This is a genomic window from Caulobacter sp. GW821-FHT10F06, assembly GCF_058809215.1.
The window spans coordinates 18,995-31,746 of sequence record NZ_JBXASK010000009.1 but is presented as its reverse complement, the minus strand read 5'-3'; the positions used below and the strand labels follow the sequence as shown (position 1 = coordinate 31,746).

The window sequence follows — 12,752 nt, the reverse complement described above, 5'->3', positions numbered from 1 at the left end:
CTTGACCTTCCTGCGCTCCCTGCTGCTGATCCTGGTCGCCCGACCGATCGCGCTGTTCATGACTGGGGCCGACGTTTCGCACCGCGAACGCCTGCCGTTGAAGGGCCCGGCCATCGTCGCGGCCAACCATTCAAGCCATGTCGACACCCTGCTGCTGCTGGCGATCTTTCCGTCCAAGGCCCTGCGACGCGTGCGGCCGGCGGCGGCGGCCGACTATTTCCTGCGGGACCCCGTCATCGGCTGGTTCTCGCGCCGGGTGATCGGCATCGTGCCGGTGGCGCGGGCGAAAGCCGGAACCGGCGAGGACGTCCTGGCCCCCGCCCGCGAGGCCTTGGCGGCCGGCGACATCGTCGTGGTCTTCCCGGAAGGCACGCGCGGCGAGGGCGAGAGCGACGAGATGGGCCAGCTGAAGGGCGGCGTCGCCCGCCTGGCCGAGGCCTTCCCCGACGCGCCGGTGATCCCGGTCTGGATCCAGGGCGCGGGTCGGGTGCTGCCCAAGGGCGAGGTGGTGCCGGTGCCGCTGAACTGCGCCGTACTGGTGGGCGAGCCCCTGCGTTGGGAAGGCAGCCGTCCGGCCTTCATGGAGAGCCTGCGCCAGGCGCTGCTGGCCCTGAAGGCCGACGCCCCGCCGTTGCGCTGGCGCTAGACGGCGGCCGCTCGGCGGCGACCGGCGATCCAGCCCGTCACCATCGGCCAGCGGACCACCGCCTCGGCGACCGCCGCATAGCCGACGGCGATGGCCGTGGCGATGATCAGCGAGGTCGGCTGGAACGGGTGCGGCGTATCGGGTTGCAGCGACAGCGGCCGGATCAGCAACAGGATGACGATGTTGTTGGCTGCGTGGGCGCCGATCGACAGCTCGATGCCGCCGGTCCGCAGCACCATCCAGGTCAGGCCCGCGCCCATCGCCGCCCGCACCAGGAAGGCGTCCAGATTGGGGTCGAAGTGGATGGCGGCGAACACCAGACCGTTGACGGCCATCAGGATCGCCGGATGCCGTGTAAAGGCGCCGGTCTGTTTCAGCAGCCAGCCCCGGAACACCACCTCCTCGGCAGCGGCGGCCAGCACCAGCAGCACCACCGCGAAGGCGACATAGACTGCGCGGCCGAGGCTGGTCGAGGCCAAGCCCAGCACCGGCAGGGTCGGCGGTGTCGCGCCCAGCAACCAGGAGGCCAGGATGACCGTGCCCATCACGGCGCCGACCGTCAACAGGCCGGCGACGGTCAGACGGGTGCGATAGACGGCGTCGATCACGGCGTAGCGGCGGATGGCGCGATGCTCCAGTCCGCCCGCTACGGCGACGAACGCCACCGCCGCCGCGCCGTTGGCGCCGGCCAGCACCGACAGGACGAACAGCGACGACAGCCCCTCGGTCGTAGCGCGCCAGGGCTCGTCGAACACCGAGAACAGCGCCGCGGCGGCGGGCGCGCCGTCCAGGCCGCTGACCACCACCATCACGATCAGGCAGGCCGAGACCGCGCCCAGCAGGCCGGCGACCACCGCCGCGACCAGGCCGACGGGCACTGTCAGCGCGATCAGCCGGCCGTCGCGATCGCGCGGCGTGAGGTCCGCGAAGAATCGCGACTCCCGCATCTGCTCGAAGATCACGCCCATGGCCGTCACGTCGTCGACATTCCTTACCCCGCCACGACTAAGAGCGGTCGATCGGCGGCTTGTAAAGCCTTGCGCTTGCCGATCCGCGCGGAGCGCGTCACACATCCGCCGAAGGGTTCAGGGGATGAACATGAGCGACAAGGATACGGGCGCGGCGCACCTCCATCGGCTGGTTCTGTTCTCGGACGCCGTCTTCGCCATCGCCATCACCCTGCTGGCCATCGAGATCCATCCGCCCGAGCATTGGCATGGCGTGGCCCAGCTGTTCGAACTGATGCGCGAGAAGCTGCTGGCCTATGCGATCAGCTTCGCCGTGGTCGGCGTCTACTGGGTCAGCCACCGGCGGATCTTCGGCCGCCTGGCCCGGGCCGACGGGGTGCTGGACGTGCTGAACTTCGTGGTGCTGGGCCTGGTGGCCCTACTGCCGCTGGGCACCGAACTGCTGTGGGAGGCCACCGACGGCCACGCCTATCTGGTCTATCTTGGCCTGGTGACGTCGATCGGCCTGGCTCTGGCGGCTCTGTGGAGCTACGCGCTGTTCGTCGGCAAGATCGCCAGGCCCCAACCGCGCATCGAAGCGATCTACCTGCTGCTGCGGGTGGCCCTGCTGCCGGGCCTGATGTGCGGCCTGTCGTTCTTCAGCCTGGTCAAGCCCTGGGGCTGGGGCCTGATGGCCGCCGTGATCGTGGGCCTGTCGCTCGTCAGCCGCTGGGTGCGGTCGCGCACGCCGGCCCAGGTCGCCATCGAGGCGGAAGACTGATGCGCATCGTCTCGGGCCGGTATCGCGGCAAGGCCATCGTCGCCCCGCCCGGCGACGCCACGCGGCCGACCTCGGACCGCGCCCGCCAGGCGGTGTTCAACATCCTGGAACATGCCGCCTGGGCGCCGGAACTGCACGGCGCGCGGGTGATCGACGTCTTCGCCGGCTCGGGCGCCCTGGGCCTGGAAGCCCTGTCGCGCGGCGCCAGCTTCTGCCTGTTCGTCGAGACCGCCGATCCGGCCCGCGGCGCGATCCGCGAGAACATCGACGCCATGAGCCTGTTCGGCGTCACGCGCGTGCATCGCCGCGACGCCACCGACCTGGGGCCGCGTCCGTCCAGCGCCGGCGCGCCGTTCGACATCGCCTTCCTGGACCCGCCCTACGCCAAGGGCCTGGGCGAGAAAGCCCTGGCCGAGATGGTCGCCCACGGCTGGCTGGCTCCGGGCGCGATCGTGATGTTCGAGCGCGGCCGCGACGAGATCGACCCCGTCGTCCCCGGCTTCACGGTGTTGGACACGCGCGACTACGGCGCCGCGCGTGTCCTGTTCCTGAAATTGAACGACTAGCTACCAGGCTCTTTGGGTCACCCGGTTGTCGACCTGCGAGCGCAGGCTGACCGCCCCTTCCCGCGTGATGCGGTAGGGGCCGCCGCCCTTGCTGGCGATCATCCGCCGCTTCTTCAGCGCCTTGAAGACGTCGAGCGAGCAGTCGCTCAGACGCCAGCCCTCGCCGGTGATGCAGTCAGCTTCGACGATGCGGCCGTGGTCGTCGCGTACGAGTTCGATGCGGGCGCCCTGCGCCAGCGCGTGCAGCGTGCGTTGCTGCGCCTTGGAGATGTTCAAGAGAGTGAGTCCGGAGATCGAGGCGTGACATCGCAAATCCCCGCAGGAACTTGCGGACGGATCAGGGCCTGATCGACTTACGAACCGAGGGTTCGGAGCCTGTTAGGCCCGGGCCTCGCGCACAATCTCGGACATAAAACCACCGCTGGAGGTTGGAGAACGGCGTTATAGCGCGACGGTCGGCGCTGCTTCAAGCGCCTCCATCCTCCGTTTTCCCGGCGAAGGCCGGGACCCAGATTTTCATCCTGAGCGTCTGGGGATGCCGCGCCATCGAACGGGGCCAGGCGCCCATGGCGCTCCGGGTTCGATCTGGGCCCCGGCTTTCGCCGGGGAGACGGAGTGGGACTACTTCTTCTTCGCCGGTGTCGCAGTGGTCTGGGCCACCTTGACCGGCGCGCCCTGGCCGCGGGCGTCGGCGACCAGGCCTTCGCAGTCGGCGTTCTTGGCCTCGCCGGTGGTGACGAAGGGCAGGATCGCCGCCACCGGGTTGATCAGCGTGCCCAGGGCCGCGGCTATGCCGCCCTGGCCGATGGCCGCGCCGGGCTCGACCTTGAACTTCGGCGCCAGGAAGGGGCCCGAGATCGTGAACGGCACGAACAGGCGCACCAGGCGCGCCTTCTTGCTGTCCCCCTCGATGCGGAAGTTCATCCGCTCGGTCTCCAGATTGATCTCGCCCTTGCCCTTGGCCAGCACCACGCCGGTGTCGGCCACCAGGGTGTTGGTGGTCATCACGCCGTTCTTGACGGTGAAGTCGGCCACGGCGCAGCGGACGCTGGTCTCCTTGGCGTCCTTGGCCAGCAGAAGCAGCACGCCCTTGGACAGGTTGACGCCCAGCAGCTCGGCGAAGGCCTGGCGGATCTCACCGCGGGGCGAGACCAGGGTCACCGTGCCGTTGGCGCTGGAGGCGGCGCGGTGAATGCTGTTGCCCACGCCGGTCAGCTTGGCGCGCGCCATCACCGGGCCTTCGATGATCGGCTTGCCGCCGCTCTGCACGGTGATGAAGTCTTCCAGCTTGGCGTTGCTCAGACGCAGGTCCAGGTCGGTGCGCGGCACGTTCGGACGGGCGTCCAGCCGCACCTTGCCGGCCAGATCGCCGCGCGAGAAGGTGAAGGCGATGGGGTTCATCTCCAGCACGCCCTTGTCGAGCGTCAGGTCGAGACGGACCTTCTTCAGCGGGAAGCCCGGCGCGTTCACCGCCAGGGCGCGATACTTGACCTTGGCGTCCATGGCCCGCACGCGCTCGGTCTGCAGGGTGGCGTCCGGCAGCAGCAGCTTGGTCACGTCGCGCTCGGCGGCCTCGGCCTTCTGGCCGGCCGAGGCGGTCTCGCCCTTGCCGGTCGCCGGGGCCGCGCCGACTAGGCTGCCCAGGTCGTCGAAGTCCAGGCGGCGCGACTGCAGGTCGGCCTCAAGATGCGGCCGGTCGCGATCGGTCAGTACGAAGAGGTCGCCGCCGATGTCGCTGTCGCCGATCCGGCCGCTCATGCCGTTGAAGTCGAAGCGGCCGCCCTTGCGGGTCAGCTTGCCGCTGACCTTGTAGGGCGGGGTGTTGGGCAGGGTCAGGCCCGTCAGGGCGTAGAGGCGGTTCAGGTCCGAGCCCGACACCGTCAGATCGGTGACGAACCGGCCCAGATCGAACGGCTTGGTCACCGAGCCCTTGGCCATGATGCTGGTCGCGCCGGCCAGCACCTTGGCGTCGAACGGATAGGGCCGGTCGGGCGTGATGTTCAGCAGCGGACCGCCGGTGACCATGGCCGTGAACGGCGCGCGGTTCAGGCTGCCCTTGCCCTCCAGCACGAACCGGCCGCGTCCGTCGCCGGTGGCGTGCTCGTTGGAGCTGATCGTGCCCTCGAAGAACACGTCGCGCTGAAGGTCGTCGACCTTCAGCTGGCCGTCATTGATGATGAAATGCTGGATCGCCGGCAGCTTCAGAGGCTTGCTGGATTTCTTGTTGGGATCGCCGAATGTCCAGTTGGCCTGGCCCTTGGCGTCGCGCAGCAGGCGCACATCGGGCTTGTCGACCGCCAGCAGGGGCAGGATCACGTCGCCCTTGAACAGCGGCAGGATCTTGAACTGCACGGCCAGGCGCTGGACCTTGGCCATCGGCGGCAGCTTGGGATCGGCCTTTGTGGCCCAGGCGGGCTGGCCGATGCGCACGTCCAGCGCCTCGACCTTGGGCGAGAACGACCAGGGATGGACGCGCAGGTCGCCGACGATCTCGACCTTGCGGTTCAGTTGCGTCGAGGCGATGCGGCCGATCGGACCGCGCAGCCAGTTCCAGTCGAAGATGATCAGGAACACCACCACCGCCACGGTCAGCACGACGGCCGCGATGGCGCCGCGCCGCGCGGAGGGCGGCATCAGGCTCCAGCGGGCGCGAAGGCGCTCGCCTACGGGGCGGCGTGGCAGGCTTTGGGCGTGATCGGACAGTGTCTGGACCTCCGGTTGCCCATGCACAACGCGCGGGCGGGGCGGTCCTGTTCCATTCCGGCGCCAGACAGGGGCGCTAGTAGACGAGTCCGAGGCTGCTGACGGCGATCGCGGCCACCACGAAGGCGGCGATGGCGATCAGTTCGTAGCGCTTGAAGAAGGGCTTGGTTGGCGTGCGCATGGTCTTGAGGTCCCCGTCCCAAAATGGCTCATCTCGGGAAATCTCCCGCAAGCGACGCGCCAGACGGACGGTGGGTTTCAGGGGGTCTTGCCGGGCCAGACGAGATAGCCGTCGGCGTCGCGTCCCGCGTAGCGGTAGGTGGTCTGGATCGGCCCGCCGCCATAGCGGTCGTAAGGGTGCTCGCGCGAAGGTCCGTCATAGCCGCCGCCGAGATAGCGGTCGTCGGCATGGCGCTCGCCGGCGTATCGATCATCCGCATAACGCGAGGTCTCGACCTCGATCCGGCGTTGGCCGTAGCCCCAGCGGTCGTCGACCGATTGGGCGTCACACTCCACCCGGTCCCAGCGATAGGCGCCGCCGGGTCCGGTGACTCGGCGGGTGACGCAATCGCCCGGCGCGGTGTTGGGCGGCAGCAACTCCGGATCCAGCGGCAGGCCCGGACGCGACACGGCCACGCCCCCGGCAGGGCCGCGCTCACCGGCCAGGGCCGGGGCGGACAGGCCGACACCGACCAGGACGAGACACAGGGACAGCCGGGACAAGATCATGGGGAACGCTCCTAGAGGTTAACCAAATCATCCCCGTGACAGCATGGCTCGCCGGTTCACCCTGGACGCGAGCTTGGCCATGCAAGCTCGGCGTTCCGCGCCCGCTTGCCACGCGTCGACGGCCGCCCTACCGTCGATCAAACAACTGTTTGAGGGCGGAATGGCGATCGAGGCGGTGATCTGGGATTTCGGCGGCGTGTTCACCACCTCGCCGTTCGAGGCCTTCCGGCGCTACGAGACCGAGCGCGGCCTGCCCGCCGACTTTATCCGCACGGTCAATTCCACCGATCCCGACACCAACGCCTGGGCGCGTTTCGAGCGCGCCGAGATCGACGCTGCCGGCTTCGACGGCCTGTTCCTGGAGGAGGCCACGCGCCGGGGCCACGCCGTGCGCGGCGCCGAGGTGCTGCCCCTGCTCTATGGCGACCTGCGCCCCCGGGTGCTGGAGGCGCTGAAGGCCTGCAAGACGGCCGGCTTCCAGGTCGGCTGCATCACCAACAACGTCCCGACCGGCCACGGTCCCGGCATGGCCCAGAGCGCCGACAAGGCCGCCGCCGTGGGCGAGATCATGGGCCTGTTCGACGCCGTGATCGAAAGCTCCAAGGCCGGGGTGCGCAAGCCCGACCCGCGCATCTACCAGATGATGTGCGAGCTGCTGGCCGTCGAGCCCGGCGCCTGCGTCTATCTCGACGACCTGGGAATCAACTGCAAACCCGCCGCCGCCCTGGGCATGACCGCCATCAAGGTCTCCACCGAGGAGCAGCTTCTCGCCGACCTTGCGAAGGCGACCGGTTTGGCGTTCTGAAGAGGCGATCGTTTTCAGGAGTCGCCCATGTCCGCCCCCGTCAAGATCGGCGCCGCCGCCGCGCTGTCGCAGCTTCCGGACTGGAGCGCCGCGCCTGGCGGAAAGGACGCGATCGTCCGCACGTTCAAGTTCGCCGACTTCAACGAGGCCTTCGGCTTCATGGCTCGCGTGGCGCTGATGGCCGACAAGCTCGACCATCACCCGGAGTGGTTCAACGTCTACAACCGCGTCGAGGTGCTGCTGACCACGCACGACTGCGACGGGGTCAGCGAACGGGACGTGGCGATGGCGAAGTTCATGGATAGGGCGGCGGGCTGAGGCGCCGTGCGTCCTTCGAGGCCCGCTACGCGGGCGCCTCAGGATGAGGAATTCGAGGCAACCAAGCTCCTCATCCTGAGGTGCGCGCTCTGGGGCGCGCCTAGAAGCACGCGCCGCCTCAAAGCCGTTTCCCCCTTCCGCCCCCGCCCCTTCCGGTTCAAACTATCGTTTGAATAATCGGGAGAACGCCAAATGGCGCAGAACACGGGCCGGGTCGCCGGCAAGAAGGCCTTCATCACCGGCGGGGCCCAGGGCCTGGGCGCGGCGGCCGGACGGATGCTGGCCAGCGAAGGCGCCAAGGTCAGTCTGGCCGACATCAACCTGGCCGGTGCGCAGGCCGTCGCCGACGAGATCAACGCCGCCCACGGGGCCGGCACGGCCTTCGCCTATGAACTGGACGTCACCCAGGAAGACGAATGGATCGCGGTGCTGGAAAAGGCGTCTGAGGCCATGGGCGGCCTGTCGGTGCTGGTCAACAACGCCGGCATCGGCGGCGACGGCCCGATCGAGAACCTCGACTTCGGCCTCTGGAAGAAGGTGATGTCGGTCAATGTCGACTCGGTGTTCCTGGGCGCCAAGCACGCCCTGACCCACATGCGGGCCCACCAGCCCGGCTCGATCATCAATCTCTCGTCGATCGCCGGCCTGATCGCCAACGGTAACTCGCCCGCCTACAACGCCTCGAAGGCGGCGGTCTGGCTGCTCAGCAAGAACATCGCGCTCTATTGCGCCAAGCAGGGGCTGAACATCCGCTCCAACTCGATCCACCCAACCTTTATCGACACGCCGATCCTGGACGGCTTCTCGGCGCGGTTCGGCAAGGAGGAGGCCCACGCCAAACTGGCGCGGCAGGTGCCGCTGGGCCGGATCGGAGAGCCCAACGACATCGCCAACGCGGTGCTCTACCTGGCCAGCGACGAGAGCAAGTTCATGACGGGCTCGGAGATCAAGGTCGACGGCGGGATTTCGGCGATGTGATCGCCGACGTGAGCGAGATGCTCCCCCTTTGGGGGAGCTGTCGCGGAGCGACTGAGGGGGTCCTCAACGGCTTAGACCGGAGAGGACCCCCTCCGGCCCTCTGGGCCACCTCCCCCAATGGGGGAGGATCTGCCCTTTCCGCCTACCGCGGCGCGCGCTTCGCCAGAATCCGCTGCAGCGTCCGCCGGTGCATGTTCAGCCGGCGCGCCGTTTCCGACACGTTGTGGCCGCACATCTCGTAGACCCGCTGGATGTGCTCCCAGCGCACGCGATCGGCGCTCATCGGGTTTTCCGGCGGGGTCGGGGCGGCGTCCTTGGCGGCCAGCAGGGCCCGAGCCACGTCGTCGGCGTCGGCCGGCTTGGAGAGGTAGTCGACCACCCCCGCCTTCACCGCCGCCACGGCGGTGGCGATATTGCCGTAGCCGGTGAGCATGATGATCTTGGCGTCCGGTCGCGCGTCGCGCACCGCCTCGACCACCTTCAAGCCGGTGCCGTCCTCAAGCCGCATGTCGCAGACCGCGTGGGCCGGCGCGTGCGCTCGCAGCAAGGCCAGGGCCTCGGCGACCGAGGCGGCCAGCGTCACTTCGAAGCCCCGCTGCTCCAGGGCTCGTCCCAGACGCGTCCGCAGGGGCGCATCGTCGTCCAGCAGCAGAAGCGTCTTGTCGGGCAGGGCCGCGACCAGCTCACTAACATCCGCCATGAATTCAGCGCCTCCCCGCGCCCATAACTCAACCGCTAGTTAAAGTTCATCATGTCGCTCATGTGGCCCCCGCGTCAAACCCCCGTGTAACCGGGCGCTTCAAGCGCGGACCTAGGCCAGCGCGCCGAGACCACCGCCCCGCCTCGCCGTCCATTCCTGAAATCCACCGCCGCCCCCGTTCGTTCCAACAGGGTCTTGGCGATGAAGAAACCCAATCCCATGCCGATATGGCCCGTGCGCGAGCCTTCGGCCCCCGGACGGGTCGTGACATAGGGCTCGCCCAGCTTCGCCAGCACCTCGGGCGAGAAGCCCGGGCCGTCGTCGCGGACCTCGATGACCACCGACCGCTGGTCGAAGCGGGCGATGACCAGAACCTCGGCGCGGGCGAAGTCGACCGCGTTCTCGACGATCGACGTCATGGCGTGGATCACCTCGGGCCGGCGCCAGATGTCCGGCGCGGTCTCGCCCGAGGGGCCGTTGACCACCGCCTCAACCCGCACGCCGTGCACCAGATGGGGCTCGATGACGTCCTGGACCAGCTGCACCAGGCTCATGCGCTCGTGCACGGCGTCCTGGGCCTCGGGCATCTCGGTCAGGCGCTGCAGGATCTCGCGGCAGCGGGCGGCCTGGCCGATCAGCAGTTCGGCGTCTTCGCGGATCTCGTCGCTTTTGGCGTTGCGCGCCATCTCGCGGGACACCACCGAGATCGTCGCCAGCGGCGTGCCCAGTTCGTGCGCCGCCGCCGCCGCCAGGGCGCCCAGGGCCGAGAGGCGTTGCTCGCGGGCCAGCACGGTCTCGGTGACGTTCAGAGCCAGCTCCATCCGGGCCGACTCGCTGGCGGCCTGCCAGGCATAGGCGCCGGTGATGATGATCCCCAGGATCCGCGCCAGCACCATGGTGATCAGCGTCGCGCTGGACGCCGCCGCCGCGGCGGGCGCGCCGGCCGGCACCGGCACCGGCATGTGGAAGAAGGCCAACCCGATCTGGCAGGTTATCGCCAGCAGGCCCAGCCCCAGGGCGAAGCGCGCCGGCAGGGTGGCCGCCGCCAAGGTCACCGGCGCGATCAGCAGCAGGCAGAAGACGTTCTGCGCGCCGCCGGTCAGGTACAACAGGCCGGTCAGCTGCAGGATGTCGAAGGCGATCTGGGCGGTGGCCTCGCCCTCGCGGGCCAGGCGCTGCCCGGTCGAGGCCAGGCCCAGAAGCACGTTGAGCCAGGCCGACAGGGCGATCAGCGAGAAACACAGCGCCCACGGCACCTGCAGCTTCAGCACCAGGCCGACGACCAGCAAGGCCACGGTCTGGCCGGCGACCGCCAGCCAGCGCTGCGCGAGAAGCGAGCGAACGCGAAGACGTCCTCGACGAAGCCCGGGCGCGGCCCAGGACCAGTCATCGTCTTGCGCCGGGTCCGCACCCGGCTTATCGAGCCCTTTCGACTGATGGTCGTCGGGCGCTCTAGCGAACGAAACGTCAGCCATGAAGCAAGATTGTCCAGAATTACGCGTCTGGCGAGAGCCAAAGGTGAAAACGCACATGCCTCGTCATCGGATCATCCTGGTTCTGACCTGCGTCGCGGCCATGATCGTCACCGCCGGGCTGGCTTACCGGGCCGGAGTCTTCAAGCCCGCGCCCGCGCCGTCGGCCGTCGGCGGCCCCTTCGAGCTGGTCGACCAGAACGGCCGGCCGACCACCGAGAAGGTCCTGAAGGGCAACTGGAGCGCGGTGTTCTTCGGCTTCACCTACTGCCCCGACGTCTGCCCCGGCACCCTGCAGGGCCTGGCCGCGGCGACCGACATCCTTGGCCCCAAGGCCAAGGACCTGCAGATCGTCTTCATCTCGGTCGACCCCGAGCGCGACACCGTCAAGCAGATGAAGGACTATCTCTCGGCCGACTATGTGCCCAAGACCACCCTGGGCCTGACGGGCACGCCCGAGCAATCCGACGCCGCCGCCAAGGCCTATCGCGTCTATCACGCCAAGGTCGGCGACGGCCCGGGCTATACGGTCGACCACTCCACGGCGATCTACCTGATGGATCCCAAGGGGCGGTTCGTCACCGTGATCCCATACAACCTGCCGCCCGAGGATATCGCGCGCCGTATCGCGGATGCGATGCGCGGAAGCTGAATTCGACGCGAGACGCTCCGCCGCATGCTTGTGGGTGGACTTTCTTAGCTTTCGATATGCTATGCTGCGGCGCAACATATCGGATGCGCCATGCTCTACGCCCTTCATGAAGCGGCCTATTACGCCTCCTCCCCTCTGCGCGAAGCGGCCCGTGTCGCGCGCGACTTCTGGGGCTCGCCGCTGAACCCCGCCGCCAACACCGATCTTGGCCGCCGCCTGCACGCCGGCGCCGATCTGTTCACCAACATCACCCGCCGTTACGGCAAGCCGGCCTGGAACATCGACACCATCAAGGTGGGCCAGGTCGACGTTCGGGTGCGCCCCACCGTGGTGTGGGAAAGCCCCTGGGCGCGGCTGATCCAGTTCGATCGCGACATGGCCGACATGCGCCGCGCCGGGAAGTTCAGCCTCGATCCCGCCGTGCTGATCGTCGCGCCCCTTTCAGGTCACTATGCCACCCTGCTGCGCGGCACGGTCGAGGCCTTCCTGCCCGACCACGCGGTGTTCATCGTCGACTGGGTCAACGCCCGCGAAGTCTCGATGCTCGAGGGCCGCTTCGATTTCCACGACTATATCGACCACATCATCCAGATGCTGGCCGTGCTGGGCCCCCGTCCCAACGTCGTGGCCGTCTGCCAGCCCGGCCCGCCGGTCCTGGCCGCCGCCGCCCTGATGGCCGAGGAGAACCATCCCTCGCGTCCGGCCAGCATGACCTTCATGGGCTCGCCCATCGACGCGCGCCTGTCGCCGACGGTCACCAACCAGCTGGCCGAGGACAAGCCGTTCACCTGGTTCCAGTCCAACATGATCTACACCGTGCCGCCGCCCTATGTGGGCGCGGGCCGGCGCGTCTATCCGGGCTTCGTGCAACTGGCCAGCTTCATGAGCATGAACGCCCAGAAGCACCAGGACGCCCACCGCCGCTACTTTCAGGACCTGGTGAAGGGCGACGGCGACAGCGCCGACAAGCATCTGGAATTCTACGATGAGTACCTGTCGGTCCTGGACCTGACCGAGGAATTCTACCTGCAGACCATCGACATCGTCTTCCAGCAGCACTTGCTGCCCAAGGGCGAGCTGACGCACCGGGGCAGGCTGGTCCGTCCCGACCTGATCACCGACATCGGCCTGATGACGGTGGAGGGCGAGAACGACGACATCTCCGGCATCGGCCAGACCCAGGCGGCGCACGGCCTGTGCTCGAACCTGCCCGCCGAGATGAAGACCGACTACGTTCAGCCGGGCGTGGGCCACTATGGCGTGTTCAACGGCCGCCGGTTCCGCGAGGAGATCTATCCCCGCGTCCGCTCGTTCATCCGCAAAAGCGACCCGAACTTCTCCGACGAGGTCTAGAGCGAGCGATCGGGAACTTGGGGGCGCTCGAATTGAGAAGCTCCGTCATTCCCGCCCTTGCGGCGGGAACCCCTGGTTCAGCTGACACGTGAAGCGCCAGCG

At 68.4% G+C, this 12,752-nt stretch carries 15 protein-coding genes; 8 read left to right on the top strand and 7 right to left on the bottom strand.

From position 1 onward, the window contains the following. The first annotated feature begins 1 nt into the window (after position 1). Positions 2-646 carry a lysophospholipid acyltransferase family protein gene (locus AC1RUS_RS19035; protein WP_492918154.1) on the top strand — a complete coding sequence of 215 codons (645 nt, stop codon included), beginning with the start codon at positions 2-4 and terminating at the stop codon, positions 644-646. Here AC1RUS_RS19035 and AC1RUS_RS19030 read toward each other — a convergent pair. After that, positions 643-1,614 carry a CPBP family intramembrane glutamic endopeptidase gene (locus tag AC1RUS_RS19030; protein WP_492918351.1) on the bottom strand — a complete coding sequence of 324 codons (972 nt, stop codon included), beginning with the start codon at positions 1,612-1,614 and terminating at the stop codon, positions 643-645. The genes AC1RUS_RS19035 and AC1RUS_RS19030 overlap by 4 nt on opposite strands. 130 nt (positions 1,615-1,744) lie before the next feature. Here AC1RUS_RS19030 and AC1RUS_RS19025 point away from each other — a divergent pair, with 130 nt between their 5' ends. Further along, positions 1,745-2,374: a TMEM175 family protein gene (locus AC1RUS_RS19025; protein ID WP_492918153.1), complete on the top strand. Its 630-nt coding sequence runs from the start codon at positions 1,745-1,747 to the stop codon at positions 2,372-2,374. Then, positions 2,374-2,940, top strand: a complete 567-nt coding sequence (gene rsmD, locus AC1RUS_RS19020; protein ID WP_492918152.1) for a 16S rRNA (guanine(966)-N(2))-methyltransferase RsmD — start codon at positions 2,374-2,376, stop codon at positions 2,938-2,940. Before AC1RUS_RS19025 ends, rsmD begins: the two co-directional genes overlap by 1 nt. Here rsmD and AC1RUS_RS19015 read toward each other — a convergent pair whose 3' ends face one another. From AC1RUS_RS19015 to AC1RUS_RS19000, 4 genes are all read right to left on the bottom strand, one after another. Continuing rightward, positions 2,941-3,216, bottom strand: a complete 276-nt coding sequence (locus AC1RUS_RS19015; RefSeq protein ID WP_492918151.1) for a YjhX family toxin — start codon at positions 3,214-3,216, stop codon at positions 2,941-2,943. Between the two features lie 345 nt (positions 3,217-3,561). After that, positions 3,562-5,574, bottom strand: a complete 2,013-nt coding sequence (locus AC1RUS_RS19010; RefSeq protein WP_492918150.1) for an AsmA family protein — start codon at positions 5,572-5,574, stop codon at positions 3,562-3,564. A gap of 145 nt (positions 5,575-5,719) precedes the next feature. Continuing rightward, positions 5,720-5,824, bottom strand: coding sequence for a hypothetical protein (locus tag AC1RUS_RS19005; RefSeq protein ID WP_425994404.1), 105 nt, complete (start codon positions 5,822-5,824; stop codon positions 5,720-5,722). Between the two features lie 77 nt (positions 5,825-5,901). After that, on the bottom strand, positions 5,902-6,372 hold the full coding sequence (locus tag AC1RUS_RS19000) for a hypothetical protein (RefSeq protein ID WP_492918149.1): 471 nt from the start codon (positions 6,370-6,372) through the stop codon (positions 5,902-5,904). 160 nt (positions 6,373-6,532) lie between these two features. On the opposite strand from AC1RUS_RS19000, the gene AC1RUS_RS18995 reads away from it, so the two are divergent. The 3 genes from AC1RUS_RS18995 to AC1RUS_RS18985 all read left to right on the top strand — a co-directional run bounded on the left by AC1RUS_RS18995 (position 6,533) and on the right by AC1RUS_RS18985 (position 8,473). Continuing rightward, a complete protein-coding gene (locus AC1RUS_RS18995; protein ID WP_492918148.1) occupies positions 6,533-7,177 on the top strand; it encodes an HAD-IA family hydrolase in 645 nt (214 codons plus the stop codon). A gap of 27 nt (positions 7,178-7,204) precedes the next feature. Further along, positions 7,205-7,495: a 4a-hydroxytetrahydrobiopterin dehydratase gene (locus tag AC1RUS_RS18990; protein WP_492918147.1), complete on the top strand. Its 291-nt coding sequence runs from the start codon at positions 7,205-7,207 to the stop codon at positions 7,493-7,495. Between the two features lie 192 nt (positions 7,496-7,687). After that, on the top strand, positions 7,688-8,473 hold the full coding sequence (locus AC1RUS_RS18985; RefSeq protein ID WP_492918146.1) for an SDR family oxidoreductase: 786 nt from the start codon (positions 7,688-7,690) through the stop codon (positions 8,471-8,473). A gap of 142 nt (positions 8,474-8,615) precedes the next feature. On the opposite strand, the gene AC1RUS_RS18980 is transcribed toward AC1RUS_RS18985, so the two are convergent. Both AC1RUS_RS18980 and AC1RUS_RS18975 read right to left on the bottom strand, forming a co-directional pair. Beyond that, the gene (locus AC1RUS_RS18980) at positions 8,616-9,173 is read right to left on the bottom strand and encodes an ActR/PrrA/RegA family redox response regulator transcription factor (protein ID WP_492918145.1); all 558 of its coding nucleotides are present in this window, start codon (positions 9,171-9,173) and stop codon (positions 8,616-8,618) included. A gap of 74 nt (positions 9,174-9,247) precedes the next feature. After that, entirely contained in the window at positions 9,248-10,648 is a 1,401-nt protein-coding gene (locus AC1RUS_RS18975) for an ActS/PrrB/RegB family redox-sensitive histidine kinase (protein ID WP_492918144.1), read from the bottom strand. Between the two features lie 55 nt (positions 10,649-10,703). On the opposite strand from AC1RUS_RS18975, the gene AC1RUS_RS18970 reads away from it, so the two are divergent. Next, complete coding sequence (locus AC1RUS_RS18970) at positions 10,704-11,297, top strand: SCO family protein (RefSeq protein ID WP_492918143.1); 594 nt, start codon at positions 10,704-10,706, stop codon at positions 11,295-11,297. Between the two features lie 90 nt (positions 11,298-11,387). Beyond that, the gene (locus tag AC1RUS_RS18965; protein ID WP_492918142.1) at positions 11,388-12,650 is read left to right on the top strand and encodes a polyhydroxyalkanoate depolymerase; all 1,263 of its coding nucleotides are present in this window, start codon (positions 11,388-11,390) and stop codon (positions 12,648-12,650) included. Positions 12,651-12,752: the final 102 nt, after the last annotated feature.